Here is a 22,519-nt window from a genome sequence, read left to right as displayed (position 1 = left end):
AGCACCCGTCATTTTTTCACGCGATGTTTTGGTTTTCACCCGATGTTTTTTAAGAAAAATAACGGGTGAGAGTTTCAAGCGCCGTGTCGCGTACGATCAATTTTCCGTATTCATCGAGCACCGCTTTTGTCACATTCGACAAGGCCCCATATTCGTGAAAAATCGACCACAAAGCATCCATCTCTTCCTGATCGAGATTGTTTTCCTCGATGTAAAGGAAATAATGATCCTTGTAAAAATACAGAGACGTTTTCAGATCGAACGACGCGGAAACCACCTTTGCCGCCGACAGCGCATGTTCAAAGTCGTCAAACTCATATGTGATGGCAACGCAAGCGTCGACTGTAATGAGCGGCTCGTCCGATACGTTTTCCTCTCTATTTTTGTCGGTTTCATCCGGGACGGACGGAACTTGCGTGACGATTACGACCACGCCTTCCGTCGGCATGGTGAACGCTTCCACCGCAATCGGACCCATCACCTCAAAGCCGACTTCCAAATAGGCGCGTTCCATCATGTCCCAAAAAAGCTCTTGCACTTTCCGGCCGTTTTGCCATATTTCGTCCCGGTCAATTCCGCGCTCTTCAAGATCCTCGTAACTGATAAAGATCCTCACTTTATTGTGGCCAAGTCTTTCGACTACCATTCGAATCACTCCTTTCAATGGAGTTCTCTATACCCATTATGCTTATGCGACCGCGAAAAAACGGTGCTACTTGTGCGCCGGTCCGATTCGGAGCCAATCTTACGTCGACTTGCGAACCACCATGTCATGGGGCAGGATCACCGAAAACTCATCCACCGGTTCGTCATGGATCAGTTTCGTCATAAACCGCATCGCAACAGCTCCGATATCGTAAATCGGCTGAGCGATCGTTGTCAGTTCCGGCCGCACCATGCTTGCCAGCCGTGTATTGTCAAAAGCAACCACTTTCACCTGTTCCGGAACCCTAAGGCCCGCATCCAAACACGCGTGAATCGCCGCCACACCAAGTTCGTCGCTGACCGCCACCACGCCGTCCGGAAGCGGATTGGTTTTCAGTTCGTCCTGCAGGAGCTTGAGTCCGTCTTCATATCGGAGACTGTGACATTCGAGAATGCGCGGTTCAAGGCCCGCTTGCTCCATCGCTTGCAGATAGCCTTTTTGCCGCGGCTTGCCGACGACAGGATGATCGGCAGGAGCACTGAGCAGCGTCACCCGTCGGCATCCCCGCCCAATCAAAAAACGGGTTGCGTCAAAAGAAGCCCGCCGTCCGTTGATATTAACCGACGGAATTCGTCCTTCCGGATCGACAGTGGCACAAAGAACAACCGGTAACTGCGCTTGTTCAAACGCTTTTAACAACTCCTGCGTCAGATGGTCTCCCATGAACAGGATTCCGTCGACTTGCTTTTCCCACATGGTACCGATCAGGTCGACTTCTCTCTCCGGTTGTGCGTCCGAATTGCTGAGGATGACCTGATAGGCGTACATGGTCGCTATATCTTCCATGCCGCGTACCATTTCGGCGACAAAAGGAGCCGAAACGTCGGGAACAATGATTCCGATCGTTTTAGTCCGCTTGCTTGCAAGACCGCGGGCCACGGCATTCGGGCGATACCCAAGCGCCTGAATCGCATCGAGCACTTTTCTCTTGGTCTCTTCTTTTACAACGGCCGTGCCGTTAAGCACCCGGGAAACGGTTGCCATCGACACGCCCGCTTGTCTCGCGACATCATAAATCGTTACGCTCACAGTAACCCCACCTAGTTTTAGGATCGGCTTCGTGATGCATGCTAACTACCTACCACGGTTTACTTTTATCATAACATAAGACAACGCAAAAAACACAGGAACTTTAAAATCCCTGTGTACCGGAAATTTACGCGGTGCCATGGCCCCAAAAGCGACTTATTCTCCCCAGATAGTCATTCCTGAAATGGTGGTGCGGATGGAGGGACTTGAACCCCCACGGTTGCCCGCTGGAACCTAAATCCAGTGCGTCTGCCAATTCCGCCACATCCGCATCAGACAAACTTCTTCCCGTTTCATCGTTCCCATTTGCACAAGTCCCTGTCCTCATCTTCCCCCTGTCGCATCGCATTGCAATCCGTATGTTGGCGACGTAAAAGATATTATCACGGGCGGACATTATTTTGCAAGCCTGACTTATCGGTAAACAGATCCATTTTTCCAGGTGGCAACAAGAATCCCCTCCGTCGGCCGTCACCGGCTGATGAGGGGATTACATCCGTTATTGGCTGGGGAGGTAGGGATCGAACCTACGCATGACGGAGTCAAAGTCCGTTGCCTTACCGCTTGGCGACTCCCCAAAACAAGAATACGCCTAGCAACGACCTACTCTCCCGGGGCTCCGTGCCCAAGTACCATCGGCGCTGGAGAGCTTAACTTCCGTGTTCGGGATGGGAACGGGTGTATCCTCTCCGCTATTGTCACTAGACGAAAATGGGGTGAGTGATGGGAATCGAACCCACGAATGCCGGAGCCACAATCCGGTGCGTTAGCCACTTCGCCACACCCACCATGGATCAAATATTTGTTAAAAAATGGCAGGGGCAGCAGGATTCGAACCCACGACATGCGGTTTTGGAGACCGCCGTTCTACCAACTGAACTATGCCCCTATAGCATACCCCAAAAAGTGATGGTAAAAAACTATCTGGTGGAGGGAGAAGGATTCGAACCTTCGAAGGCGATGCCAACGGATTTACAGTCCGCCCCATTTGACCACTTTGGTATCCCTCCAAGAAACTGGAGCCAGCGACAGGAATCGAACCCGCGACCTACTGATTACAAGTCAGTTGCTCTACCTGCTGAGCTACGCTGGCAAATGCGGCTTTTCCCCGGATTCCCACCAAAGTGCCGGGAATACGCTTCCGCGCTTGCCCTCACTTTGGTGGGTTGTGTAATGGCTCCTCGAGTAGGGCTCGAACCTACGACCCTCCGGTTAACAGCCGGATGCTCTACCGCTGAGCTATCGAGGAACAATCAGGACACCGTGTAGAATACCACAGGGATCGGCTTATCGTCAAGCGAACGCGTCCGTTTCGGTTGTTTGACTGTTTCACCCCCGCTCCGGAAGCAACCTCCATAGGGACGGAATTTATGGTACCATGGACAACGAATCATCTCAACACGATTTTCGACTTCGAATCAAACAAAATTCCGCAAAGCGCCTTTTTATTCGACCCTATCTCGCGGTTACGCCGATTTCAGCCAGAAATGGACTTTGCTCGGCTTTTTCGCCCTGATATTTCTGCGGCGCGGACAAATACAGCCGCTCCTTCGCCCGGGTGATCCCGACATAAAACAACCGGCGTTCCTCTTCCAACGCTTCGTTGCGGTTCTTGTCCTTAAGCGATTTGCCGTGGGGAACCATGCCGTTGACCAGGCCGATCAAGAAGACGGTTCCAAATTCCAGCCCTTTTGCTTTGTGCAAAGTCATCAACTGGAGCCCAAACCCGGACTTGGCAGATTGCCGCAGGACTTCTTTCACCTTGTCGACATGCCGCAAAAAATCGCTCAACGTTTCAAACGAACACACTGCCTGTTCCAAAACCTCGACCGGCTCGAACACATACTCCTTATTCTGCCCCGTACGGCGTGCATAATCCTCCAGAAATTCATTGTAACCTACCTGTTTTCGGATAAACCGCAAAGCCTCGCGCGGTGTCATGGACGCAATTTTTTTCAAATCCCAAGCCAGTTCTTCCAGTTTCCTGCGTTTCCAACTCTCCAACCCGGGCAGTTCCGCCAAGAGTTGCAGGCATGAACCGCCAAAACCGCGCATTCCGGCGGCCAGCCGCGGCATCCAGGCATCCGGATATATATAGCGTTTAGGCCGGTTTATAATTTGCGCCAACGCATCGAGATCGTCGGGATGCAAAGCGAGCTGAAAATAACTTAAAATGTCGCGGATCTGCCACTGTTGATAAAAACCGCCTTCCGAATCCCTCATGCAAAAGGGAATCTCCCGCCGGACCATTTCGTCCACCAAAACGTGCGCCTGAATGTTGGTGCGGTACAAGACCGCGATGTCGTCAATGCTTTCGCCGTTCTGCAGACTTTCTTGGATGCGTTCCAAGACGAAGGCAGCCTCTGAACGCTCGTCAGCCGGCCGTTGGACTACAGGCGGTTCCCCTTGCCTGCCGGTACCGTATAAATTTTTCCATTCCCGTTTCCGGTTGCGGTTGATCACTGCCAGAGCCGTTTCGATAATGGCGTCGGTGGAGCGGTAGTTTGTCGCCAGAATCACTTTCTTCGCTGCCGGAAACTGCTCCTGAAATCCCAACAGAAAATCAACGCGCGAACCCCTGAACCGGTAGATCGACTGGTCGTCGTCGCCAACAATGCACAACTCTTTGTCGTCCGCCAGAATTTTCAGCACTTCATATTGCACAAAATTGGTGTCCTGGAATTCATCGACCAAAATGTGCCGGTACCTGCCGGCATATTCCTGCCGGACGTCCGGTCGGGTCGTCAATAACCGGTGGCATTCCACCAGGATGTCGTCATAGTCCCAGCGGCCGTTCGTTTTTTTCCAAGCCTCATATCGTTCGTATCGTCTTTTAAAATCCCGGTATTCTTGCTTTTGGGCCTTGATTCTCTCCGGGAGGATCAGGTTGTTCTTGCAAAGACCGATTTTTGTCAAAAGGTCCCCGGCTTCTTCCTCATCTCCGTTTTGTCCTTCCGCGCGCAAAAGTTCCCGGACGACTTGCCGCTGTTCCCTTTCCTCAAGCAGTTTTGGCACATTGCCGTATGCGCGGAGCAAAATGCGGAGAAACACTGAATGAAATGTCCCCGTATCGCAAGAATGCGCCCGCAATTTTCCGATCCCGGGGAGACCCGCAAGCCGATTGCGCATCTCTGCCGCCGCCGCTTTCGTAAACGTCACGATCAGAATGTCCTGCGGCTGCACCTTCGCAACTTGCATCAAATAAGACGCCCTGCAAGTCAGCACGGTCGTTTTTCCGCTGCCCGGACCGGCAAAGACGACAAGCGGCCCGCCAACATGGGTGACCGCTTCTTTTTGGGCGGGGTTTAACACGATTCCCGCCTCTTTCAATTCACCGAAAAACTTGTCTTGTTCGTTCATCTTCGAACTTGGTTACCCCCAAAATCGTTTCAAAACCGGAATCTTCCCATTTCCGAACAAAGCCGTTCAGCAAACGAACGCGTTCCAGCAGGAGCCTTCTTTCTTCCAACAACTCGCCGATTCCCGCCAGGTCCTCCCGCTCGAAAAGTTCCACCGCCAGATCCGGCAGCTCCGCAAGCCGCCGTTCCCAATTCTGAACGATCCTGCGCAGGCGGTGAAACCTTTCGTGCAGACGGTCCCCCACAATTTGCGAGACGGCTACACGCTGACGGGTTCTTTCTGTTGACTCCATTTGGCCACCAGTTCCTGAAGGTCGTTCATCAAACCGGCAATCCGCTTTTTCTCTTCCATCAACCGTTCAATCGATTTCAAGTCTTCCGAATTGAATTTTTCCACCACTTCTTGCGGAATTTCCCGACTTCTCTGCTGCAGTTGCGACATATATCCTTCCAGTTCCGCCGCGATTTGCGCCACCAAGTCCGTCTGATCGCTCATGACAGGCTCCTCCTTTACCATCTGTACAGATTCGTTTATCGTATCCAAATCCCATTCGGTCAACACCCATTCGCCGTCTTCCAGCCTTGCGAATCTCCAGTCCCTTTCCAAATCGACTCTTGACATCAATTCCCCTTTGCTCCTGTGCGTCCTTTGCTGCAGCAAGCGGAGAATTTCCCCCTGCTTTAACGGACAACGGCGAATTAAAAAAAGGTTGTATACTTCATCATGCAACACATCATGTTCCGTTTTCCGCAGTGTCCAATTCGTCCCTTCCGAAACGAAAGCGCCATGCGGCGCCCGCAGAGCCTTTTGGACGCGCGTTCTGAGGTTTTCCCTTGAACGCGGATCGCGGAATGCGTACTCTTGCGTCAAAGCGGTTTCCAGTTCCTCCTCCGACAACGGACGCGCGTTTATATGCAAAATTCGCTTGAGAGCCCCTTCCAAACTGTAGCCCAGCGACCACATCACCTGTTGCAGCACGATAGCCCCCCTCGCAAAAAGTTTCGTATCCCTCTTCGACAAAAAACCGGGAGAATCCTTCTACGGCGGGCTGTTTTGGGAGATCAATCTGAGGCGTCCCCGGCATGCTCCGCAGCAATATCTTCGTGTATCGATTTTTCGCTTCCGCCGATATTGCATTTCGCACGCGACACATTTGTAAACATACCGGAACGTTGCATTCCGGCGCGCCCCCGTGTCTTTGCAGTACCGGCTCCCGCCCACCTGTTGCAACAAATTCTTAAAATCCGCGTCTTTGTGTCTGAACCCTTTACCCTCAAGATGCAGGTGATAATGGCAAAGTTCGTGCTTGATGATCCCGATCAGTTCGCCAATGCCGTGGATTTGCAACTGTCGGGGGTTGATTTCGATCTCGTGGGATCCCAAAAGATAGCGCCCTCCCGTGGTTTGCAGGCGGGAATTGAACCGGGCCGAATGGCGGAACGGTTTGCCGAAACTGGTCAACGACACAGTTTCCACCAAATGTTGCAGCTCTTGATCCGTCATACCGCATCCTCTTACTTTTTTCAAAATAAAAAATCATGTACAATCGGAAATGAAAGGGTGTGTACAGTTGCGTATCTTTGCTTTGGGCGACCCCCATTTGTCATTTTCCGTGGACAAACCGATGAGCGTTTTTGGCAGCCGGTGGGACAACCATCCCGCGAAAATCCGGGAAAAATGGAGCAAAACGGTCACTCCTGACGACTGGGTGCTGATTCCCGGGGACATTTCATGGGCGATGCGCCTTGACGAAGTCAAACAGGATTTGGAATTTCTCGGACAACTGCCGGGAAGAAAAGTCATCATTCGCGGCAATCACGATTACTGGTGGTCCACCATCTCAAAAGTCCGCAAGATTCTGCCGCCAACGATGCATGCCCTGCAAAATGATTCCATCCGCATCGGTGACATTGCGGTCTGTGGAACGCGGGGCTGGAATTGCCCGGGCGGCCACGATTTTGATGACCACGATCGGCTCGTTTATGAACGGGAAGTGGCCCGCCTTGAACTTTCGTTGAAAAGCGCCGACCCCCATGCGAAAGAACGGTGGGTCATGCTGCATTATCCACCGACCAACGAAAAACATCAAGCCTCCGGATTCATCGACGTAATGCGACAGTACGAAGTGTCTGTCTGCATTTACGGCCATCTGCACGGCAATGGGCACCGTAACGCATTGCTCGGCGAACGCTTCGGGATTCGCTTCCATCTCGCGGCATGCGATTTTCTGGATTTCAAACCGCTCCAAATCCGCTAAAGGTCTTACTGGCATTGGCGGATCAGCGACAACACTTCTTCCCGGGCGTCCTTGTCCCGCTGGTAAATCCCCCTTACGGCGGTTGTGATCGTCCGACTGCCGGGCTTGTTGACGCCCCGCATCGACATGCACAAATGTTCCGCCTCGATCATCACGACAACGCCGTGAGCCTCCAGCTTGTTCATCAGAGTATCCGCAACGGTGGTGGTGATCCGTTCCTGCAATTGCGGCCGTCTCGCGACGGTTTCCACCAGGCGTGCCAGTTTGCTGAGTCCTGTGACACGGCCGTTTCTTGGCAAATATGCGACATGCGCTTTCCCAAAAAATGGGACGAGATGATGTTCACACATCGAATAAAACTGAATGTCCCGCACCAATACGACTTCCTCGTGCAATTCGTCAAAAATCGCGCTTAATTCGTCTGCCGGATCTTTATGTAAACCAGAGAACACTTCTTCATACATCCGGGCCACCCGTTTCGGGGTGTCCAACAATCCTTCGCGGTCCGGATCTTCCCCTATCGCTTCAAGGATCATGCGCACGGCTTGTTCCAGCTTGGCCTGATCAAATGACATGTTCATACCTCCAACCAGATGCGACATCGTTCAACAATTTGTCCAGATCACTATATCATAATTATTCTAAACTGTCTAAGAAGGAAAGACCCCCGACTCGCATCGGGGATCCTTGCTACCTGCCGGTTGGGTTGCCGGTTCCGGGAACGACCAGCGTGCCGCCGGAGTTTCCGCCGGTCTGGCCCGCGGGCGGGCCGCCGTTGCCGCCAGAAGTTCCTCCTCCGCCCGAACCGCCCGGTGTTCCCCCGGTTCCTCCCGGAGTACCGCCGGATGTCACCCCTGTACCACCGGAAGTTCCTCCCGAGGCATTTCCGCCCGGTGTTCCCCCGGGTCCGCTGCCCGTCCCGGTTCCCGGTGTTCCGGGTTTGACAGGATCGAGGGGTTTTTCCTTATCGTTTTGGTCCTGTTTTTTCTCGGTCTTGACCGCGATTTTGTTGGACTCCGCCAGCTGTTTCGACTTGTTGTTCGGGTCTACGGCACTGATTGCGTAGTAATAGGTTTTCCCTGGCTGCACGTCCGTATCGACAAAAACTGTAGCGTCCTTCGTTTCAAAAAGCGGCAATCCCGCTTCCGGATGTTCGATATTTTCCACCCGGAACACATAATACACAGCGTCTTCTTTTAACTTGTTCCAGCTCAACATGACGCTTTTCCCGTTCCATTCGCCGGTGAGCTGAATCGTTTGCGGTTCTTCCTTCTTCTCTTCGGCCGGCAGCGCTGAAAACGAACCGGCAGGATATTTCTTGAGCGCCTGCGACATCACGCGGCTGAAAAGCTGGGCCGGGTAACTGCTGGCGGTCATTTGCCTGCTATCCTTCAAAACATGCTGATTGTCCGGCTTGTCAAACCCCATCCAGACGGCCGCCACCATTTCCGGAGTGTAGCCGACAAACCAAGCGTCCCGGTTCGCCCCCAACATATTTCCGTACTCCGTGGTGCCCGTTTTTCCCGCTACCTGGCGACCGGCTATGACAGCCTTCGTACCGGTCCCTTCTCTGACGACAACCTGCAGGAGAGATGTAATCGTATGGGCGGTCGATTCGTTCATCACCTGAACCGGTGCCATCGTTTCCTGCGCCAACACATTGCCGGATGCCGTTATAATTTTCTGGATCGCATGCGCTTCGATACGCTGCCCTTTATTGTCAAAAGCTTGGTAAGCGTCTGCCATGTTGAGCGGCGATACCCCTTCTTCGAACCCGCCGATGGCGATGCCCAATCCCACATCGTTTTTATGGAACGGGATGCCGGCTTTTTCGGCAAATTTTTTCCCTTTATCAATTCCAATATCGTGCAGGACCTGAACAGCCGGAATATTGAATGACCATTTGATCGCCTCCCGCATCGTCACCTGATCGCCACGGGGAATTTGCTTGTGATCGTCCCAGTCCTGCGGTGCATAGGGCGGATTGCCGAAGGATGTTCCCTTTTTGTCGTTCAACAGCGTAGACGGGTTATAGGTTTTGGGATCCAAGTCGATCGCCGGCCCGTAAGCGATCAAAGGCTTGATTGCGGAACCGGGCTGCCGTTTGATCTGGAAGGCGCGGTTCAGGTTCATGAAAGAATTCGGATCCCTGCCCCCCACGAGAGCCCGGATTCCCCCTTTTTTCGGGTCGACAAGCACCATCGCGCTCTCCACACGCACATTGTCAGGAGCATTGGGAGGAAAATTTGCCGCGTTTTGAAATTGCGCCTCGACGGCCTGCTGGGCATCGACATCGAGATGGGTATAAATCTGCAAGCCGCCCCGTATGACCTGCTCCCTCGGGATTTGGTACCGTTGTTCCGCTTCGTGCAAAACATATTCCACGTAATGCGGGTATTTAAGGCTGCTCGGGTCTCTTTTCTTGTAGTCTTCCGTGACTTTTTCCTGCTTGGCTCTTTCCGCTTCCTCCTGGGTGATGTACCCTTCCTTCACCATGTTGTCGAGTACGATCGCACGCCGTTTCAAGGCCTCGTCCAGATTATTGTAATAATAGGACGGCGCTTGCGGCAATCCCGCGAGAAAAGCGGCCTCACCCAACGTAAGCTGAGTGGCGGAATGATTGAAATATATCTTGGCTGCCGCTTCGATTCCCAAAGCTGACGGGTGAAAATTCACTTTGTTCATGTACATTTCCAAAATGTCGTCTTTGGTGTACTGCCGTTCGATTTGGGCCGCCAGCGCAATTTCCTTGATCTTGCGAGTGAAGGTCTTGTCTTGGTCGAGAAACGCATTCCTTGCCAGCTGCTGCGTAATTGTGCTGGCGCCCTCCGCTTTGCTGCCGGAAAGAAGATCCCTGTAAACGGCCCGTAAAATCGAGCGGTAACTGATTCCGTTATGTTCATAAAATTGACGGTCTTCAGTGGCGATAATCGCCTGTTTGACATATGGTTTCAAATTGTCGTAGTCCACCGGACGCCCTTTGTCCAACTGCAGTTCGGTGGCGAGTTTTCCGTCTTTATCGAAAATTTTGGTAACCGTATCAGGCATTTCCAACTTGGCAGGGTCAAGTGCGGGCAGCGCAATCGCACAACCGACGCCCAGCACGATTGTTCCCGCGAAAATCAAAGCGAGGACAATGCTGCGAACAACTTTTTTCCCCATTCCCGTCTCACCTCTCCCAGCCATTCTACTGCATTCCGGCCCATCCTTCGAATCCCCGGACCGCCCAATATTTCTTCAATCTCGCGATATTTCGCCGTATTCTCTCATTTAAGCACGTTCTTGCTTTGTTGACAACCGGCAACCGGCAACGCGGAAAAAACGTCCCGCATCATAACGACTCGTTTCGGCTACACTCTCCCCGTTTTTCTTAAATCGTTTCCATCCGGAAATCAAAACCCCGAATCGCAACGATTCGGGGCTGTCATTTTCACTTACCCACCCATACAAGGAAAGTAAGCGATCGTTTTCGGTTTACAGTTTTACCACGTTCGCAGCCTGCGGTCCACGGTTCCCTTCAACGATGTCAAAAGAAACGAGTTGACCCTCCTCGAGAGTCTTGAAACCTTCAGCCTGAATTGCCGAATAATGGACAAACACGTCGCCGCCGTCTTCACGCTCGATGAAACCGTAGCCTTTTTCAGCATTGAACCATTTTACTTTTCCTTGCATGGGAAACCTCCTAAAGGTACATTAAAAATAAGATGCTACACCAAATATTCTACCAACTGCAAGAATCGAAGTCAAATTCGGATTACGGGGGAAGATTGCTTTATGGATCATCGGTTAACCTATTTTTACGATTACAATTGCCCTTATTGTTACCTTAGCCACGTGATGGTTGATCAATTGTTGCAAGAATTTCAAATCGAAGTGGAATTGGTCGCCTGGAAGCTGCCGGACAGCGCCGAAGTCCCCCCAAAACCCGCAGGCTACAGGGAAACGGGCATGCGGATGGCAACGGAAATGGCAGCAAAACTCGGAGCGCCAATCCGTTTTGATTCCCCCGCTACGGGAACCCGCGCCGCCCATGAGGCGACCAAGATCGCATCTTTTATGGGGTGCGGGTTCGCATACAGCCGGGAAGTGTTTCATCGCAAATGGGGACAAGGCGAAGACATATCAAACCGCGAACTGTTAATCGAAATTGCGGGTCAGACGGGGCTCGACCGGGAGCAATTCGGAGCGGCGCTGGCAACACGGGAAGGACGGCAGGCGGTTGCAGCAGATTTTGCGCGAAGCGCCCTGGAAAAAATCTGGACGATCCCGTCTTTCAAGGCTCATGGCGTGGAAATTCAAATCCACCACTTTAAAGACATGCCTACATTGGAACAATTTCGGAATTTTGTCAAGCTAGGGAAATCTTTTCTGGTTTGAGCTTTATTTCTGTTTGCGGTAAAATCTGCCGGCTCCACGGGCGAAAGCTGTGGGCATCAGCGCTTTAAACTTCAGAAGCGGCGCGATGCTTCCGGGAACCATCACCTGTGGGATTTCCTGCTCAACGGCCCGCACGATCGCTTGTGCCACCTGTTCCGGTTTTAGCATAAAACGCTGGGCGATTTTCGGAATTTTGTTCAGATCCGCCCGGTCGAAAAACGGGGTATCCACCGGTCCCGGATTGACGGTTGACACTTTGACCCCATAGTCGCGCACTTCTTCTCGCAACGCCTCTGACAATCCGATCACGGCAAATTTTGTGGCGGCGTACCCACCGTGCGTCGGCGCCGCCACAAAACCGGCCATGGAGCCGACGTTGACCACACAGCCCGATTTTTGCCGTACCATGTGCGGAACGACTGCCTGGATACAACGGACCGTCCCGAAATAATTGACGTTCATCATCGCTTCGATGTCCCGCATGTCAGCTTCCAAAACCGGTGCAAAAATGCCGAAACCGGCGTTGTTTACCAGTACGTCGATCCGCCCGTAACAATCCAACACCTTTTCCGTCATGGCCGTAACGGAATCCGGATCGGCAACGTCAACGGGTACGGTCAAACATTTTCCGCCGCTGTTTTGAATCGTTTCCGCCACCTCCCGGAGTTTATCGTCCGAACGGGCAGCTACTGCCAGCAAGGATCCTTTCGCCGCGAACGCAAGCGCCGCCTCCCGCCCGATGCCGCTGGAACTTCCGGTAATCAAGACAACCCTGTCCCTGACATTCATATTGATTCACCTTTGTCATAACCGACTTCAACCGCCGCGTTCACGACGTACACCTGGTCGGTGCGGTCCCCTTTGTCGGGCAGAATGACTCCGCTTGCACACAACAGCCCGCCCGGAACCACTTCAACCGACACATGGCCGTAGGGGAAAACGGCCTTGACCCGCTCGATGTCCACCTTGTCGGCATCAGCCGGCACGCCCAGTTTGACGCGCACTTTCATGTTGTTGATGTCCTGGCCGGGTAGCAGTTCCCTGAGACCTGGCATTGAATTGTGCTGGATCGCGTTTCGTGCGGCCCGCACACAAGCGACTGTAATGTCTTGCCCGTGCAAATCCACACCCATGCCGATTTCAACAAACATGACTTTCATACCTGTACAGCCTCCCGAATCGAACAAATGTCTCGCAAATGTCTCGGTTTCAGCAAAAAACATCGCCCTATCCGCGTCACGCCTGGTTCCGCCTGTCAGCCCTTCGCTTTTTCCTCTTGTCCTGCCGCTTGTAGTATGCGCAGATTTCTTGCATCGGACAAATCTGGCATTGCGGATTGCGGGACGCGCATACCCTTCGTCCGTGCCAAATCAGCGCATGGTGGACGAATGTCCATTTTTCCTTGGGCAGCTTTTTCATCAGGTCCTTTTCGGTAGCAAGGACATTCGCCGCTTTTGTCAGCCCCAGCCTGTGCGCGAGACGGTTGACGTGGGTATCGACTGCGATGGCAGGTACCCCAAACGCCGTACTCATTACGACATTCGCCGTTTTTCTCCCGACTCCGGGCAGCGCCACCAGAGCGTCGTAGTCGCTTGGCACCTCTCCTCCGTATTTTTCAGTTAAAATCCTGCACGTTTCAAGGATATGCCTGGCTTTCGAACGAAACAAGCCGATTTTGCGGATTTCTTTCGCCAGTTCCTCCTGTGTCAATGAAAGGAAACTTTCCGGTGTCGGATACTTTGCAAACAAATCCGGCGTGATCTCATTGACAAGCTTATCGGTCGATTGCGCTGACAAAATGACCGCGATCAACAGCTCGAAGGGATTGCGGTGAACGAGCTCGCAGCTTGCGTCAGGATACAGATTTTCCAGGTGTTGCAACAGGATAGGGATCTCAGTCTTTTTCATACTGTAAGTTTGACCCAAAGGAAGATTTTTTGTCAATCACCCGGTTACAATTTTGTTCGGTACGGTACATATGCGGATGTTTGATGGCGGCTGTCCGCAAACGATTTTGACGTGCCAAAGAAAAAAGACGGCATTATACCGTCTTTTCCTGAATTATTCGGTCGCGATGTCTTGGTCGGTTTGATCGACACCCGGCTTGATCATCATAAAATGATGTTCTGGTTGTTCCAGCAAAGCTTCCACCTGATCGGCTTCCTCATCCTGCCCGCTTTTTCTCAGTTCTTTGACATAGGTGCCAAGCAATTCCACAATATCCCGTTTGCCCTGTACATCCAGTTTGAGAAGCGACACCTTGGCGCCTTTTGCAATTCTTCTGCGCAGCGCCCCTTCATCCAGCCCCATCTCGGGCTGTACACGCAAGTATACGACACCGCCCGTCATCCCGGAGCAAATCCACGGACCCGGGTCACCCAGCACGACAGCGCGGCCGTTTGTCATATACTCAAACGCGAATCCTTTAATATTCGCTCTCGCTCCAATCGTTCCAAGGGAGTCATCAATTGGTTCTTTCAATTGACCGCCAATTACAATATCCGCGCCGGACAAACGGATGCCCGCTCTGGAATCGGCGTTGCCCTGAACAAGGAACAATCCGCGCTGAGCACCGTATGCAAGCCCTTTTCCGACGGAACCATCGACGAATTTGCCATACTTGTTCTTGCCTTTCAAAACGATGATCTTGCCGCCGTAAGAGGTTTTTCCGACGCCATCCTGAGCGCCGCCTTGAATCCGGATATGCACTCCGGTCGCGTTATATGCGGCAAAACCGTTTCCACCGACAGATCCGTTGTCAAAATTGACTTTTGCCTTCTTGAATGACGTGATTTCACCCCGATTTTTACCGCGGGTGACCGACCCGGACAGATAGCTGCCGACGACCCGATCATGCGCCGAGGTTGTACCGGCGTGACGAATCACGGAATCCGAACCGGCCGCAACTTCCATCACCGTTTCCATCGCCAATCGCTCGGTCAGAGAATTGATGCCGACCGACGACAGCCGCAGTTCGGGAACCCCTTTGAGAGCCGGTGTCTGCATTTGCACAGGCGCCAACAGGTCAGACAGGTCTACGCGATCCAATTCGCGAGTCTGTTCAAGCAAATCCGATCTTCCCACCAGATCCTGCAAGCGTTTCGCACCAAGCGCTGCGGTAAGCTGCCGCAAATGTTCGCCGACGCCGTTGAAGTAACCGACCAAGCTGGATACAGCCAGATCGAATTCGCGCGGTTTGAACATTTTCAGGCCTTTCTCTTTCGCTTCTTCGACCGATTCCATCTGAGTGGCGATTCCGACCGGACACGTATCCTTGTGGCAAGAACGGCAGCTGATACAGCCGATTGCCACCATCGCCATCGTTCCAAAACCGACGCGATTGGCTCCCAGCAGGACCATCTTCAGCACATCCGCCCCGGTCTTGATGCCGCCGTCCGCCCAGATCTCGACTTTATCCCTGAGGCCGGACTCCACCAGCTCTTTATGGGCCAGTTTCACGCCAATCTCCACCGGCAGGCCGACATATTTCAGCGCGTGGGCACGAGCGGCTCCAGTTCCGCCGTCGTATCCGCTCAATGTAATGATATCCGCCCCTGCCTTGGCAATCCCTACGGCAATCGTCCCGATACCCGGCACCACAGGCACTTTTACCGACACCCGCGCTTGCGGGTTGGCCGTCTTCAACTCGTCGATCATTTGCGCCAAATCTTCAATCGAATAAATGTCGTGGTTGTTCGACGGCGAAATCAGGTCCGTTCCCGGTTGTGCATTACGGGCTGCAGCGATCTTGTGGGTGACCTTCGAGCTCGGCAAGTGACCACCTTCGCCGGGCTTTGCGCCTTGACCGATCTTAATCTCCAATAAATTGGAGGAATTTGTAAGCTCGATGTTTACGCCAAAACGCCCCGATGCAATCTGCATACCCCGATGTTTCGGGTATTTTCCAATCAGATCTTTGATTTCTCCGCCTTCACCGTTCATGGAAATCATGTTGAGCCGGTAAGCCGCTTCCGCATACGCACGGTAGGCCGTCTCGTTCTGGGATCCGAACGACATCGAAGCAATCAGGAACGGCAGGCTGTGTTCGCCGATTGTAATATCGACTTCGGAAGGATCGACCTGCGTGTCATCGTCAATTTTGAGATCCAGCAGATGGCGCAGCGAAATCGGGTTGGAAGCTTCCAACTCGGCCATTTTGTCGGCAAAGGCGGAGAAGGGCTTCAAACCTTGCGCAACGTCGCCCGCCAATTTCCAAATCCGCGGGAAATAGTGGAACGTTTTCGCCACTTTGGCGGCAGCTTCACCGTTGGCGATTTGCAAGCGTTCCTCCGAATCGGATTGCAGTTCGTTCCAACCAAGTCCGGCCCGTTCGGAACCGAAGAAGTTTTTCGTACCCAATACATCCGCAATCTCCGGCCGGATGCCGATGGAGGAGAACAGCCGGTCGTAACCGCGAAGCTCGTGAATGCCCAGTGTGGAAATCACTTTTTCCAGACCTTTGTGCAACGCCTGGTACAGATTTTTGATTCCCGCATGCGATTCGACTAAGCTTGCCATTTCCCACATCATATAAGGATTGACCGCGTCCGCTCCCAATCCGATGGCAACGACAATGTCGTGCAAATTGCGCACGGCGCCGGAACGCAAAACGATCGACGTGCGGCGGCGGAGATTCTCCGCACCCGCAGCTACCGGATATTCTTTCAAAGCGTTATGAATTGCCGACACCAACAGAGACGGATCGATATATCCGTTGCCGTGACGGAAGACAAACCGGTCGTCGATCACCAGCAGGTGCGCCCCTGCGACAACCGCTTCCACCGCTTCCGACCTGAGCCTTGCAACGGCGGTTTTGACGGTTTCCCCTTCCCGGTACGCCGCATCCATCACAAAAATCGAGTACGGCCCCGCGTTAAACTGGTGCAGCAAGTCTTCGAACAGGTAAGTTCCGAGTTCGTGCGCCATCGGCCGGTATACGTCAAGCGCCAAAGGAGACGCGTTGCGGTGTCCGCCCAGCAGCAAAGGAGTGTGAAGCTCAAGGCGGCGGATTACGTGTTGGTCGTGACCGCGCAGGGAAGGACGCGGACCCAGCACGACGCGGGTCGAGAAATGTTCGATTTCCCGCTCGCGGTCGATTGCCGGGTTGGTTACCACCGCCACCGTTTCCTTGAAGTAATCGGCGACGTTTTGCCGCTCTCTGGAAAGAGCAGCCAACGGACCGTCAAATCCCAGGGAGCGGATCGGTTCCGCACCGGTGCTGGCTTCTTGTTCAATCAACTCGAGATCTGACGCATCCCAACCGAAAGCGGCCAGCAGGCGGTCTCTGGTTTCGGCATCGTCCGCTCCCGCTCCGGTCTTTATCGGCAACAAAAATTCGCCTTCTCCCCACTCCAAGGCGGGAGTGCCAAAACCGATCGCCTTTCCGAAATCCTTGAACTGGTAGCGCTGTTTGGCCGATGCAAGGACGATTTGCTGCAGCTCGTGATAAGGAATCACAGTAACCGTGCGGCCCGCCCGGTCAATCCGCACTCCCACTTTTTCCCCCGGCGCGATCGATTTCGGATCGTCGACCATATCGGTGACCGAAACGACTCCCTGCTCGGAAGAGAAGTAAAGTGATGTTTCCGTTTCCACCATCCACAGCGGACGAAGCCCCAGCGCGTCAACCGAATAGAGACATTCATCCCCGTAACGGGAGACGATCCCGGCAGGTCCTTGCGCGAAGGGCCCCCATGCCGAACGGAAAAACATATACAAATCCTGCAGATCTTTTGAAAATTTTTTGATTTCGTTGAGGATCGGCGGAAAAATCATCTCCAGCGCCTCGAAGAAACCGATCCCGTATTTGTGGATCATCCCTTCGATCGTGCGGTTCATATCCTGGGAATCACTGCCGCCGTCAACCAGTTGAATGCCAAGCATTTCCGCTTCTTCGCGCAGTTTTTGAATCGTGTTGATTTCCCCGTTATGCCCCAGTATCGAGAACGGCTGAACGCGTTCAAACACCGTCGTCGTATTGGTCGAATACCGGTTATGGCCGATGCTGATCGCCGAACGGCAGTCCTTGTTTTGCAGATCCGGGTAATATTCCGGCAAGATGTTGGCCGAACCCCGCACTTTATAAATTGTGATATGGGAACTCAGCGAAACGACATGGAACGGCAATTCCGCCTCCACTTTGCACTGCAGTTCAAACAACAGGCTCTCCAGTTCCCGGCCGGATTTTTCTTTATGGTACAGCGCAAACTGGACAAACAAAGGCTCATCCGCCCGTCCCTGCGGGCCAAGGACATCCGAATTGACGTTTCCTTCCGTCCAAAGAAGAACGGCAAGTCCCGCCTCCTCGCAAAATTCACGCAATTTTTGCACCCAAAGCTCACTGTTGTGCTTTTCTTCCTTCAAAAGAAAGAAATGCCCGACAACAAATCCCGGCTGTTCCGCCAGGTTCGCCGGCAAGTCCTGACGAACCAGATTTTTCGCCCACAGCTTGCGGGGGATGTCCATCTGAATGCCGCAACCATCTCCTTCACCTTCGACAAAGCCGGCACGGTGAGACATTTGAATCAGCGCATCAAACGTTTTTTGGATGTTTTCATGGGTTGGCGTTCCGTTTTTCTCGATAACGGATACTATGCCGCAAGCATCGTGTTCTTCTCTGATTCTCCGATTTCTCCACACAGGTTCCACCCCCACTGTCTGTCTAAACAAAAAAGACCCCGCGCCAAAAACGCAGGGAACCTCTCCGCCGGGTCTTTTATCCCCACGGTGTAGCCAGAATGGCTCTGGCTTGCCCCGCTCGGTCCTGTCCCGTAAGGGTCGGATCCCTAGGTGCACTTCCACTGTTTAAATAAACTATACAACATAATGAATGATAATACAATACAATAATTTTGATGGAATTGTGATTTTTTGATCCATATATTTTAGCGCGTTTTAGATCAACCTGATGAAAGCGCTATCAATGGACTATTTAAGCCAAAAATGGATCAGTCCATTTAATCCATTTTTCAAATCCATTGGCGGTTTACCCCTCTGTTTGACCCTCCGCTTTGGACTCGTTGTGAAAAACGTGAGCGAAGACAACGGTATGCACATTGAAACAGAACACGTTGCCACAGAGGATGCGGGAGGTATATGCTCCCGCAAATGCGCATATGATGGATTATGAGTCTTTTTCGGGGGCTCATTGGGTTGCCGGCGGGAACTGACAAACAGATAATATAGAAGAGGTGTTGAAAAATGATGTCAGGTTCCGAAAGCGAAAAAGAAGTGGCCAAAGCGTTCCTGCAGTTGGACTTTTACCTGAAAGCTCTGCGATTGCCATTCACCGTCAAGGATTTGTACCGCCGGGCCTACAAAAAGCGTCTCGGCGATTATTATTACGACCGATGGATCGATCTGCTCGCCGAGGATCCGGAATTCGAAACGGCTCTGGAAGAACCTTTCACCGCTTATACGATCATTCAAACCCTGAAAGAACACGGTCACGAACCGGTCATTTACGCCCTCTACCGGTTGACGCGCCGCATGGAAATCGGATATTCGCACGCATATGTTATAGGGATCACACAGGAATAAAAAGGCCCGTCGTACAGGGGCCTTCTTTTGTGTTTGCTTTCAGCTTGCGGCGCATGAAAGAAATGGTGTTCACCGCTGCGGTTTGCGGGAAATCCGCCGGTATCCGTGCCGCACACCGGGTTGTCCGAGACTGCGGGTGCGCCGTGTATAGCGTTCTTCCAATTCGAGAACACTCGTGTTGTTTTTTTTCGGCACGTTTTTCCACTCGGAGAAAAAACGCGGAAACAAATGGTGAAAATCGAGTATCACATAGGCGAACAATGCGGCCACCAGTGCAGGAATATACATTCCCGCCGCCAACATCAGGCCGATCGCGCTTGCCGTCCACATGCCGGCCGCCGTCGTCAGCCCTTTTACCTGCGAACCGTTTTTAATGATGGCCCCGGCACCCAGAAAGCCTACACCCGCAACAACTTGGGCCGCAATGCGGCCTGTATCCTGAAACGCCGATCCCAGCGCGGGAAATCCGTAAATGGAGGCCAAGCCGAAAAGACAGGAACCGAAACACGTCAGCGTGTAGGTCCGAAAACCTGCCCCTTTTTGATGGTTCAAGTCTTTGAAACGGCGTTCCCGTTCCAGTCCCATAACCGCTCCGGCAAGGAACGCCAAAAACAGCCGGAGCAAAATGTCTGTCAACGTTTCGGGAAACCATTGAGTGAACATCACATGACCCGCCTTTTTCTTTTTATCGTACTATTCGTCCGGCACCAACGGATTCCTGTTCCCTTTGCCTGTGCGAAACAGCCGGCCGCTGGACTCTATGGCAGCCCATTGCGTTGCATCGCTTCCCATTGTTCCTTCGTCAAGATGACCTCCCGCGGTTTGGATCCCTCAAAATGCCCCACAATTCCCCGTTCCTCCATCTGATCGATCAGCCGGGCGGCCCGGGAGTACCCGACTTTCAGCCGCCGTTGAATCATGGAGACGGACGCCTGTTCCGACTCGACAACGAGTTTGACCGCTTCCCAGAAAAGCGGGTCCAGGTCCGCATCATCCGCGGCTGTTTCGTCTTTCGGCGCCGTCAGGTCAAGATGGTAGGCGGCAGACTGTTGATTTTTGGCGTATGCGACCAGCCGTTCCACCTCGGTTTCCGACAAAAAGGCACCTTGCAGCCGGATGGGCTTGGATTCTCCCACCGGCAAATACAGCATGTCGCCGCGGCCCAGCAATTTTTCCGCCCCTCCCATATCGAGAATCGTTCGCGAATCCATCTGGGAAGAGACGGCGAACGCGATACGGGACGGGATGTTCGCCTTGATGACGCCGGTGATGACGTCGACCGAGGGACGCTGCGTCGCAAGGATCAGGTGTATGCCGGCAGCCCGCGCCATTTGGGCCAATCGGCAAATCGCATCTTCCACGTCAGCGGGAGCGACCATCATCAAATCGGCCAGTTCGTCGATAATGACAACGATGTAAGGCAAAGGCTGTTGCGTCCGTTCCCGCATGATCGAGTTGTACCCTTCGATGTTGCGGGTGCCTGCTTCCGCGAACAGCTCATAGCGATGCTCCATTTCCTGCACCACTTTTTTCAGGGCGTAAGCGGCTCGCCGCGGGTCGGTGACCACCGGCGCCAGCAAATGGGGAATGCCGTTGTAAACGTTCAGTTCCACCATTTTCGGGTCAATCATGATAAATTTCACTTCGCTCGGCTTGGCCTTGTACAAAATCGATGTGATGATGCCGTTGATGCAAACCGATTTACCGGACCCGGTTGCCCCCGCCACCAAAAGATGCGGCATTTTCGCGAGGTTGCCAACGATCGGAACACCGGAAATATCCCTCCCCAACGCGATCGACAATTTTGACGGGGCGGACTGGAATTCGGTGGATTCGATCACTTCCCGCAGCGTGACGATCGCCACTTCCCGGTTGGGCACTTCGATTCCGACCGCCGATTTTCCAGGAATCGGCGCTTCAATCCGAATATCCCTGGCGGCAAGCGCCAACGCCAGATCATCGGCCAGATTGACGATTCGCGCCACTTTGACGCCAATCGCCGGTTGGATTTCGTACCGGGTTACCGTTGGGCCGCGGTGGGCTTCCGTGACTTTCACCTGCACTCCAAAACTTGCAAGGGTTTCCTGCAGCTTCAGCGCATTGGCCTCCAAATCCCTGCGATCTCCGCCCACTCTCGGCCCGTAAGGAGCTTCCAGCAGCGTCAACGGCGGAATTTCGTAACTGCCGTCTTGCGTTTGCATTTCAAGCACCAGCGGATCCGTGGTCTCGTAATCGGGAACCGGTTCTTTTTGCAGTTTCGGGAGCTGCCGTTCTTTGTACCTGACGGTGATCTGCGCCGGAATCGAATCGCTTGCCGCCGGCCGCTTTTGTTGATTTTGCGTGTTTTCCTCCATCCATTGGTCGGCGAAATCTTTGATTTTCAAAACCGTTTGCGCATCCGGCTCCGCCTCCGCCGTTGCGGCAACTGTCCGTTCAACGGCGGTAACCGTTTTCCTGGCGTTGGCTTTCCGGTTCGTCTCCGTTTCGGATGCGTCCCGTTTCAAAAGTTTCCAGGCTTCTTTCATTTCTGACCCGATTTTGCCGAGCCGGAAGGCCATCGCCCGAGGGATTTTGCCCAACACCGCCACCATCGATTTGCCGGTGATCAAAATCAGGGAAATCGCTCCGGCGATCGTCAGAACAAACAAAGTTCCGGCCGAATCGAACAATTTGCGCATGATCGTGAAAACCAGGTACCCGACCAATCCGCCGCCCGCACTCCTCGGGGCTGGAGCGGTCGATCCGGTAACCGTGCCCGCAAAAGCGTCATGCAGGGTTCGGATTCGTTCGGTCGTTATTTTAAATATATCCGGTTCGGACGCGGAATAGGACTTCAAAGACGTGTAGAGGTTCAAATGGCTCCAAGTAAGCAGCACCACCAGCAACAGAAAAAATCCCGTCAGCCGGAAAGATCCGCGCGGCAGTTGCCGTTTGACCATCATGTACAAAGCGGCGCCGGTTAAGTACACACCGATCATCCAGTGCCAATCGCCGGCTGTCCACATGAACAGGTATGCGATCCCTTTTCCGACCCGTCCCATTCCGGCCAGCGCCAGACCGGCGACAGCCAACAGGAACAGTCCGGCAATTTCGTGTTTGATCGTTTCTTTCACGCGAGCTGTCCGGCTTTTTTGCTTCCCCATGTTTCTCTCTCCCAATCAAGAAACTCCGCCTTTGCCAGGCGAACGAAAGGTCAATACCTTGCAAAGAAAGAGCACCCGGAGGGTGCTTTGTACGATCCATCTTAAGTA

At 53.2% G+C, this 22,519-nt stretch carries 18 protein-coding genes, 7 tRNA genes and 1 rRNA gene; 3 read left to right on the top strand and 23 right to left on the bottom strand.

Annotation, left to right across the window (positions count from 1 at the left end; translation table 11 throughout):
- Positions 1-49 precede the first annotated feature (49 nt).
- The 14 genes from AC4ED1_RS01370 to AC4ED1_RS01305 form a co-directional block, all read right to left on the bottom strand.
- Entirely contained in the window at positions 50-646 is a 597-nt protein-coding gene (locus AC4ED1_RS01370; RefSeq protein WP_490935599.1) for an adaptor protein MecA, read from the bottom strand.
- Between the two features lie 99 nt (positions 647-745).
- Positions 746-1,735, bottom strand: coding sequence for a substrate-binding domain-containing protein (locus AC4ED1_RS01365; RefSeq protein ID WP_490935598.1), 990 nt, complete (start codon positions 1,733-1,735; stop codon positions 746-748).
- A gap of 188 nt (positions 1,736-1,923) precedes the next feature.
- Positions 1,924-2,006, bottom strand: a tRNA-Leu gene (locus AC4ED1_RS01360).
- A gap of 232 nt (positions 2,007-2,238) precedes the next feature.
- A tRNA-Gln gene (locus AC4ED1_RS01355) sits at positions 2,239-2,313 on the bottom strand.
- A 12-nt stretch (positions 2,314-2,325) separates the two neighbouring features.
- A 5S ribosomal RNA gene (gene rrf / locus AC4ED1_RS01350) occupies positions 2,326-2,441 on the bottom strand.
- 6 nt (positions 2,442-2,447) lie between these two features.
- Positions 2,448-2,523 (bottom strand) — tRNA-His (locus AC4ED1_RS01345).
- A 25-nt stretch (positions 2,524-2,548) separates the two neighbouring features.
- Positions 2,549-2,624: transfer RNA gene (locus tag AC4ED1_RS01340), tRNA-Trp, on the bottom strand.
- Between the two features lie 36 nt (positions 2,625-2,660).
- Positions 2,661-2,745, bottom strand: a tRNA-Tyr gene (locus AC4ED1_RS01335).
- A gap of 7 nt (positions 2,746-2,752) precedes the next feature.
- Positions 2,753-2,828: transfer RNA gene (locus tag AC4ED1_RS01330), tRNA-Thr, on the bottom strand.
- Positions 2,829-2,909: 81 nt separating this feature from the next.
- Positions 2,910-2,984: transfer RNA gene (locus AC4ED1_RS01325), tRNA-Asn, on the bottom strand.
- A gap of 206 nt (positions 2,985-3,190) precedes the next feature.
- Entirely contained in the window at positions 3,191-5,095 is a 1,905-nt protein-coding gene (locus AC4ED1_RS01320; RefSeq protein ID WP_490935597.1) for an ATP-dependent helicase, read from the bottom strand.
- Positions 5,067-5,387 carry a hypothetical protein gene (locus tag AC4ED1_RS01315; RefSeq protein ID WP_490935596.1) on the bottom strand — a complete coding sequence of 107 codons (321 nt, stop codon included), beginning with the start codon at positions 5,385-5,387 and terminating at the stop codon, positions 5,067-5,069. The genes AC4ED1_RS01320 and AC4ED1_RS01315 overlap by 29 nt, the downstream gene beginning before the upstream one ends.
- Positions 5,354-6,073, bottom strand: a complete 720-nt coding sequence (locus AC4ED1_RS01310; protein WP_490935595.1) for a hypothetical protein — start codon at positions 6,071-6,073, stop codon at positions 5,354-5,356. Before AC4ED1_RS01310 ends, AC4ED1_RS01315 begins: the two co-directional genes overlap by 34 nt.
- A 60-nt stretch (positions 6,074-6,133) precedes the next feature.
- Positions 6,134-6,598: a SprT family protein gene (locus AC4ED1_RS01305; protein ID WP_490935594.1), complete on the bottom strand. Its 465-nt coding sequence runs from the start codon at positions 6,596-6,598 to the stop codon at positions 6,134-6,136.
- A gap of 67 nt (positions 6,599-6,665) precedes the next feature.
- Between AC4ED1_RS01305 and AC4ED1_RS01300 the strand changes: the two genes are divergently transcribed.
- Positions 6,666-7,352, top strand: a complete 687-nt coding sequence (locus tag AC4ED1_RS01300) for a metallophosphoesterase (protein ID WP_490935593.1) — start codon at positions 6,666-6,668, stop codon at positions 7,350-7,352.
- Between the two features lie 5 nt (positions 7,353-7,357).
- Here AC4ED1_RS01300 and folE read toward each other — a convergent pair whose 3' ends face one another.
- The 3 genes from folE to AC4ED1_RS01285 all read right to left on the bottom strand — a co-directional run bounded on the left by folE (position 7,358) and on the right by AC4ED1_RS01285 (position 11,024).
- Complete coding sequence (gene folE / locus AC4ED1_RS01295; protein ID WP_490935592.1) at positions 7,358-7,927, bottom strand: GTP cyclohydrolase I FolE; 570 nt, start codon at positions 7,925-7,927, stop codon at positions 7,358-7,360.
- 115 nt (positions 7,928-8,042) lie between these two features.
- Positions 8,043-10,514: a transglycosylase domain-containing protein gene (locus tag AC4ED1_RS01290; protein ID WP_490935591.1), complete on the bottom strand. Its 2,472-nt coding sequence runs from the start codon at positions 10,512-10,514 to the stop codon at positions 8,043-8,045.
- Between the two features lie 312 nt (positions 10,515-10,826).
- The gene (locus AC4ED1_RS01285) at positions 10,827-11,024 is read right to left on the bottom strand and encodes a cold shock domain-containing protein (RefSeq protein ID WP_490935590.1); all 198 of its coding nucleotides are present in this window, start codon (positions 11,022-11,024) and stop codon (positions 10,827-10,829) included.
- Positions 11,025-11,126: 102 nt separating this feature from the next.
- Here AC4ED1_RS01285 and AC4ED1_RS01280 point away from each other — a divergent pair, with 102 nt between their 5' ends.
- The gene (locus AC4ED1_RS01280; protein WP_490935589.1) at positions 11,127-11,729 is read left to right on the top strand and encodes a DsbA family oxidoreductase; all 603 of its coding nucleotides are present in this window, start codon (positions 11,127-11,129) and stop codon (positions 11,727-11,729) included.
- A 3-nt stretch (positions 11,730-11,732) separates the two neighbouring features.
- Here the strand turns inward: AC4ED1_RS01280 and AC4ED1_RS01275 are convergent, their stop codons facing one another.
- The 4 genes from AC4ED1_RS01275 to AC4ED1_RS01260 all read right to left on the bottom strand — a co-directional run bounded on the left by AC4ED1_RS01275 (position 11,733) and on the right by AC4ED1_RS01260 (position 18,368).
- Positions 11,733-12,518 carry an SDR family NAD(P)-dependent oxidoreductase gene (locus AC4ED1_RS01275; protein WP_490935588.1) on the bottom strand — a complete coding sequence of 262 codons (786 nt, stop codon included), beginning with the start codon at positions 12,516-12,518 and terminating at the stop codon, positions 11,733-11,735.
- Positions 12,515-12,889 (bottom strand): Lin0512 family protein, encoded by a 375-nt coding sequence (locus AC4ED1_RS01270; protein WP_490935587.1) that lies wholly within the window; start codon positions 12,887-12,889, stop codon positions 12,515-12,517. Before AC4ED1_RS01270 ends, AC4ED1_RS01275 begins: the two co-directional genes overlap by 4 nt.
- A 76-nt stretch (positions 12,890-12,965) precedes the next feature.
- A complete protein-coding gene (gene nth / locus AC4ED1_RS01265) occupies positions 12,966-13,637 on the bottom strand; it encodes an endonuclease III (RefSeq protein ID WP_490935586.1) in 672 nt (223 codons plus the stop codon).
- A 153-nt stretch (positions 13,638-13,790) separates the two neighbouring features.
- Complete coding sequence (locus AC4ED1_RS01260) at positions 13,791-18,368, bottom strand: glutamate synthase-related protein (RefSeq protein ID WP_490935585.1); 4,578 nt, start codon at positions 18,366-18,368, stop codon at positions 13,791-13,793.
- Between the two features lie 561 nt (positions 18,369-18,929).
- Here AC4ED1_RS01260 and AC4ED1_RS01255 point away from each other — a divergent pair.
- The gene (locus AC4ED1_RS01255) at positions 18,930-19,268 is read left to right on the top strand and encodes a hypothetical protein (protein WP_490935584.1); all 339 of its coding nucleotides are present in this window, start codon (positions 18,930-18,932) and stop codon (positions 19,266-19,268) included.
- A 69-nt stretch (positions 19,269-19,337) separates the two neighbouring features.
- Here AC4ED1_RS01255 and AC4ED1_RS01250 read toward each other — a convergent pair whose 3' ends face one another.
- Both AC4ED1_RS01250 and AC4ED1_RS01245 read right to left on the bottom strand, forming a co-directional pair.
- Positions 19,338-19,931 (bottom strand): MgtC/SapB family protein, encoded by a 594-nt coding sequence (locus tag AC4ED1_RS01250; RefSeq protein WP_490935583.1) that lies wholly within the window; start codon positions 19,929-19,931, stop codon positions 19,338-19,340.
- A gap of 95 nt (positions 19,932-20,026) precedes the next feature.
- Positions 20,027-22,411 (bottom strand): FtsK/SpoIIIE family DNA translocase, encoded by a 2,385-nt coding sequence (locus AC4ED1_RS01245; protein ID WP_490935582.1) that lies wholly within the window; start codon positions 22,409-22,411, stop codon positions 20,027-20,029.
- Positions 22,412-22,519 lie beyond the last annotated feature (108 nt).

It is taken from the genome of Effusibacillus sp. SKA8 (assembly GCF_058273125.1).
Note: the sequence above shows the minus strand (reverse complement) of the source record. Positions and strands in the feature narration are given on the sequence as shown.

Excerpts from the sequence above, each read along its gene's own strand:
- AC4ED1_RS01275 (WP_490935588.1), bottom strand. The coding sequence starts at position 12,518 with ATGAATGTCAGGGACAGGGTTGTCTTGATTACCGGAAGTTCCAGCGGC.
- AC4ED1_RS01370 (WP_490935599.1), bottom strand. The coding sequence starts at position 646 with ATGGTAGTCGAAAGACTTGGCCACAATAAAGTGAGGATCTTTATCAGT.
- AC4ED1_RS01245 (WP_490935582.1), bottom strand. The coding sequence starts at position 22,411 with ATGGGGAAGCAAAAAAGCCGGACAGCTCGCGTGAAAGAAACGATCAAA.
- AC4ED1_RS01250 (WP_490935583.1), bottom strand. The coding sequence starts at position 19,931 with ATGTTCACTCAATGGTTTCCCGAAACGTTGACAGACATTTTGCTCCGG.
- AC4ED1_RS01285 (WP_490935590.1), bottom strand. The coding sequence starts at position 11,024 with ATGCAAGGAAAAGTAAAATGGTTCAATGCTGAAAAAGGCTACGGTTTC.
- AC4ED1_RS01255 (WP_490935584.1), top strand. The coding sequence starts at position 18,930 with ATGATGTCAGGTTCCGAAAGCGAAAAAGAAGTGGCCAAAGCGTTCCTG.
- AC4ED1_RS01290 (WP_490935591.1), bottom strand. The coding sequence starts at position 10,514 with ATGGGGAAAAAAGTTGTTCGCAGCATTGTCCTCGCTTTGATTTTCGCG.
- AC4ED1_RS01320 (WP_490935597.1), bottom strand. The coding sequence starts at position 5,095 with ATGAACGAACAAGACAAGTTTTTCGGTGAATTGAAAGAGGCGGGAATC.
- AC4ED1_RS01270 (WP_490935587.1), bottom strand. The coding sequence starts at position 12,889 with ATGAAAGTCATGTTTGTTGAAATCGGCATGGGTGTGGATTTGCACGGG.
- nth (WP_490935586.1), bottom strand. The coding sequence starts at position 13,637 with ATGAAAAAGACTGAGATCCCTATCCTGTTGCAACACCTGGAAAATCTG.
- folE (WP_490935592.1), bottom strand. The coding sequence starts at position 7,927 with ATGTCATTTGATCAGGCCAAGCTGGAACAAGCCGTGCGCATGATCCTT.
- AC4ED1_RS01280 (WP_490935589.1), top strand. The coding sequence starts at position 11,127 with ATGGATCATCGGTTAACCTATTTTTACGATTACAATTGCCCTTATTGT.
- AC4ED1_RS01305 (WP_490935594.1), bottom strand. The coding sequence starts at position 6,598 with ATGACGGATCAAGAGCTGCAACATTTGGTGGAAACTGTGTCGTTGACC.
- AC4ED1_RS01315 (WP_490935596.1), bottom strand. The coding sequence starts at position 5,387 with ATGGAGTCAACAGAAAGAACCCGTCAGCGTGTAGCCGTCTCGCAAATT.